Raw genomic sequence first — 4929 nt, forward strand, 5'->3', positions numbered from 1 at the left:
ATAAGTCGAGAAGCCCCCACTTCAAGCGACCTGTAAGGGTGGTAAGTGGTGGGAGTAGTTCACTTTCTTACGGCCACACTCATCGTTGGAAGGGAAAGTACCAGTCCTTCAACTGAGGTGCTTCAACTGCCGAACATGCCTGCCAGATGGGCCATACTGATTGGTTTATCCCAAAATTGGATTGAAGGGCGAACATCCTAACCATTGTCAAGAGAGATTGACTAACGTTTTTACAAGTTCCCTGTGAAATCCTTCACCTAGAATTGATTTTTCATTGAACTTTTGACACTCCCCTAACGGATGGCATAGGGGTCATTCTCAATTTAGAAGGATGGGGGATAACATAGTTGATCATCTTAGCGGTGCGAAAGTTCCCCACTGTCTTATTTCAAAGAAAATTAATTGCTGGTATTGGAATCTATACTACTAGTGTGGACTTGAATCCATGAGGTATTGTACCTCTTCCAATTTGCTATTAATTGATTCCTATAATTCAATGATTTTTTTCCTCTGCTCTTCTGTCAATTCAATTCACCTCCCTCTTTTTTTACATTATTCGTCAAATGGAAGGTTTTTCCTTTTATATGTCGAATATTTCGAAGCACTTTATAGGGTGAAGAGTTATTCTTCGAAAGAGAACTTTATTCAGTAATCATCGCAATATTTTCAAGTGCTAAGAAGCAGGATAGTTTTTTAAACTTTTTTGTTAGTAATTAAAAAGAATAATAAACGTGAAGAAAAGGCTGCTGAAGAACAATCTTCCAAAATCACTGAGGTAAAACCCGTTGCTGAACAAGCACCAGAGAATCATCTTTTTGTCAGTGATCGGATTCCGAGCGATTTCGTCAATCTTGTAAAATACTTTTACCCAGCCGTAAAATCCATCGAGGAATTCTGGCGGATGAGAAAGGTCCGTGTCGCTGGAATCCTTCAAGCAGCTCGTCCGGAAGCTGAAATCGAAGGTGGAAGTTAGTTGAAGGACGGTATCCAAATCTTTATGTGGCAGCCAAAATTGCTGCTATAACAGGAGATAAATCAACCTATATTAAGAATAGAGCATTTGATAATGAACATTATAAAAAACTTATTATTTCCTTTATTAACCAATATGGGTCCGCAAGTAGACAAGATATAGATAACTTGTTATTGGATAAGCTATCTGATGCATTAGATGCAAATCAAAAAAAGAAAAAAGTAACAAACCTCTTGTACGAAATGCATAAGAAAGACCAAATGATTATTAATAAAGGCTCCAACAAGAAGCCGAAATGGGTACTTTTATAACAATGTTTTATTTCTTTTAAGAACTAATTTAGAAATAAAAAGATATAAAAGTTGAGAATTTTAGATATAAAATAACATGGGTGTTGATTAACCAATAAAATCCAACAAAATAATACCAAAAAGGACACCCTTCTTGTAGAATGTAGTTTGCCAACAAACAAACTACAGAAGAGGTGCCCTCATGAAAAAGAATACCACATTCCATAACTTGTTTCAAAAGATTGTTTCAGAAGACGAAATAGCTGTCATTCGAGATGTTATCGGTTACAAGGATACGGCACGTAAACTGGATGTGTTAACACTCATTAATTATTTGCTTTCCGCTTCAATGAATGAACTTAAAAGTTACCGAGACTGTGCGGATGTAGGCGACCAATATGGACTTCCAAAGGTAAATCATTCCACTCTTTCTAAAAAGGCTGGTCATATGGACTATAACATCATGAAGAAATTATTCCATTTGGTTGTTTATAAATGCAACCGTATGACACGCCGAGTATTAAAGATTCCAAAAAGATCTTCTTTTAGTGGACTCCACCACGATAACAGTGGGAAAGTCGCGCCTAGCTTGGGCCCTTTATCATGGAAAACGTGCGGGAATCAAACTGCATGTCAGCTCAGCTATTCCCCACTAACTGAAATGCCACTTCAAGTTGTTGAAACGACCGGACTTTTACATGATGGGCCGATTGGCGAGCAGTTAGTAGATTCTCGATTTATCATGGTGGAAGATCGAGCCTATTTTAAGATCAAACGAATCGATCAATTTACTGTAGACCAGCAAATGTTTGTTATTCAAAGGATAAGTTTGTCTAATTTTGGATAATCACCACTCATGATCCTCTAATTTAATCAGCTGGCCCAAAAAGGTACAGGTTGGGACCATTTTATCAACTCCTTTTGAGGGAAAAGTTACATAAAAATAAGAATATTCAAATTATTTAATAATATTATATAATTAGGATAGTCTTTAGAGGTTCGAAATATAAAAATTTTCCGAAAGAGAGGATGAAAAGGATGGGGAAGAATAAGCCATTTATTGTAGGTGCATTTCTAATCATTACCTTAGTATTTATGGTGTTGCTGACCATTCGAATCGAAAATAAAACAGTTGATGTATCAGGAGATGCGCCTAATCCTGAAACGGCTTCAGATGAAATCGATTTCAAACCTGAAGTTGTAGATCCAATTGCACCAGCCTTTACTGGAGTTGATTTGAAAGCGCTGCCAAATGAAAATTGGTTTGCAAATGGCGGGAGTGTATATAATCAACGTTACTCTACGCTAAATGAAATCAATACATCTAACGTGGCAAACTTAAAAGGAAAATGGGTAACTCATCTTGGTTCTGGTCTAGAATTTAAATACTCTGGTGAGTCCAGTCCGATTGTCTATAATGGTGTCATGTATGTCAATACAGGTGCCCATGAAGTTTCTGCACTAGATGTAAAAACAGGAGACGTTCTTTGGACTTACAAGCCAGACCTTCCACCATTAGAAACGGTGTGTTGTGGATGGACGAGTCGAGGTGTTGGGATTGGAGATGGGCTTGTATATGTAGGATTATTAGATGCAAGATTAGTAGCACTCGATCAAAAAACGGGCGAGATTGTTTGGGAGACAAGGGTTGAAGATTGGAAAAAAGGTTACACCATCACAAGTGCCCCACTTTATTATAATGGCAAAGTCTATACTGGTTTAGCAGGCGGTGAATATGGTATTCGTGGAAGACTTACTGCCTTTGATGCTAAAACTGGAAAAGAGCTTTGGAGGTTTTATACGATTCCAGGACCTGGTGAAATTGGCCATGATTCATGGCCAAGTGATAATGATTCTTGGAAACGGGGTGGGGCGCCAGTCTGGCAAACTCCAGCGGTCGATCCTGAATTGGGAATCCTTTATTTCTCAACAGGAAACGCAGCACCTGATTTAGATGGAAGTATAAGAAATGGAGATAATTTATTCGCTGCCTCCATAGTTGCGATTGATGCAGAAACAGGCGCTTATAAATGGCATTTCCAAGAGGTACACCATGATATTTGGGATTTAGACGCACCAAATCCGGTCGTTCTTTTTGATGTAACGATTGATGGAAAGGAAAGAAAGGCTCTTGGTCAAGCAGGTAAAACCGGTTGGGTCTACTTCTTAGACCGCACAAACGGGGAGCCGTTAATCGGTATTAATGAAACTCCTGTACCACAAGATGAAAGACAAGCGACCTCCCCTACTCAGCCGATTCCTGTCGGAGATTCCTTTGTTCCTCAAATTGTAACCAAAGAGGATGTGGAAAAAGATCTACCTAAGTATGGAGGAACATATGGAAAGATATTTGACCCATTTTGGGATGAAGCTCTACTATTAAAACCATCTGCATTTGGAGGGGCTAATTGGCCACCATCTGCCTATAACCCGGAAACGGAATTGTTTTATGTACTGGGAACTGATATGTATATGAATTTCACTAAGAGTGAAGAGGAATATGAGGAAGGTGAAATGTACATTGGGAGTATTATTGCCCCTGTAAATGAAGCACCCGTTAGAGGGACGATCACCGCACTAGATGTCAAAACGAATAAAATCGTTTGGCAGCAGGTATGGGATTCTATGGCTTACAGTGGAGTCTTAACCACTAAAGGTGGATTAGTTTTTGTTGGACATAATGATGGAAGACTCATCGCTTTTGATGCTAAAACAGGTAATCAAGTTTGGGAATTCCAAACAGATGCAGGAGTTAATGCACCTCCTGTCACCTATGAAGTGAACGGTGTACAATATATATCCGTACTTGTTGCAGGTAACTCATTAGCAGGTTCTGAACATGGCGACTCCTTATGGACATTTGCTCTTGATGGTGATATTGCTTCAGGGGAAGTCGCAGCTGGGGACGATACGAATTCCGATGAAGTAAGCGGCCAAGAATTGGTTGCTAATGTAGACGAAGGTCTAAAAATATATGAAGGAAATTGTTTAGCCTGTCATGGTAAAGGTGGGGAAGACGGGCATAATGGTCCTAACCTTAAATTAAGTAATATAACAAGTGATGAACAAAAAGTCATTGAACGAGTGAAAAAGGGCGGAACCACCATGCCAGCATTTGAAAAAATTTTGACTGAGGATCAAATCAATAATGTTGCTGCTTATATTACTGAGGTGATAGCTAAAGATAAATAACGAAACAAAGTGATAGTACTTTAAGAGAAAAAAGTAGTAATAGGAATGAATTGATAGAATTGAGTTTTAGTCGCGATGGGAGGGTGGTTGGTTGTCTTTCATCTTTCCTTTGGTAGGAAGGTCAGTGATGATCATGGAGGAATCATTCCAAATAGCGAAAGGTGTTGTAGGTCTAACAACATTTTTCATATCGTCATTTAAACAATAGAAAACCTGGCCATAGGAAATATAAGAGTGGTTTTCTAGACAAAGATTAATAATTTTGAAACCATTACCTGAAGGGAGTGGTTCAAGGGAGAAGTGTTATCGGCACTTCTCTTTTTTAATAGTATCAGAATTTATATGTTGACCCTTTTTTTGCAATTGCGGGAAAATCGAGGCATGGGGCCAAATATTCTTAAATGGATCTTTTTTGTTGATAGACACGAAGGCGAAAAACGTCTCGAGGAGTTAGCGGCAAACGGCTTGCCTAAG

General features: G+C 38.8%; 3 protein-coding genes. All 3 read left to right on the forward strand.

Annotated elements, in window-relative coordinates; genetic code table 11:
• Positions 1-703 precede the first annotated feature (703 nt).
• The 3 genes from UB32_RS16480 to UB32_RS16495 all read left to right on the forward strand — a co-directional run bounded on the left by UB32_RS16480 (position 704) and on the right by UB32_RS16495 (position 4455).
• Complete coding sequence (locus UB32_RS16480; RefSeq protein WP_044395739.1) at positions 704-973, forward strand: hypothetical protein; 270 nt, start codon at positions 704-706, stop codon at positions 971-973.
• A 492-nt stretch (positions 974-1465) separates the two neighbouring features.
• Positions 1466-2110 (forward strand): hypothetical protein, encoded by a 645-nt coding sequence (locus UB32_RS16490; protein WP_052807083.1) that lies wholly within the window; start codon positions 1466-1468, stop codon positions 2108-2110.
• 191 nt (positions 2111-2301) lie between these two features.
• On the forward strand, positions 2302-4455 hold the full coding sequence (locus UB32_RS16495; RefSeq protein ID WP_241768533.1) for a PQQ-dependent dehydrogenase, methanol/ethanol family: 2154 nt from the start codon (positions 2302-2304) through the stop codon (positions 4453-4455).
• The last annotated feature ends 474 nt before the right edge of the window (positions 4456-4929 follow it).

Source organism: Mesobacillus subterraneus, from assembly GCF_000934845.1.
Classification (GTDB): Bacteria; Bacillota; Bacilli; order Bacillales; family Cytobacillaceae; genus Mesobacillus; species Mesobacillus stamsii.

What these genes read in the sequence shown, in the direction of transcription:
- UB32_RS16495 (WP_241768533.1), top strand. Translation starts at nt 2,302, where the DNA reads ATGGGGAAGAATAAGCCATTTATTGTAGGTGCATTTCTAATCATTACC.
- UB32_RS16490 (WP_052807083.1), top strand. Translation starts at nt 1,466, where the DNA reads ATGAAAAAGAATACCACATTCCATAACTTGTTTCAAAAGATTGTTTCA.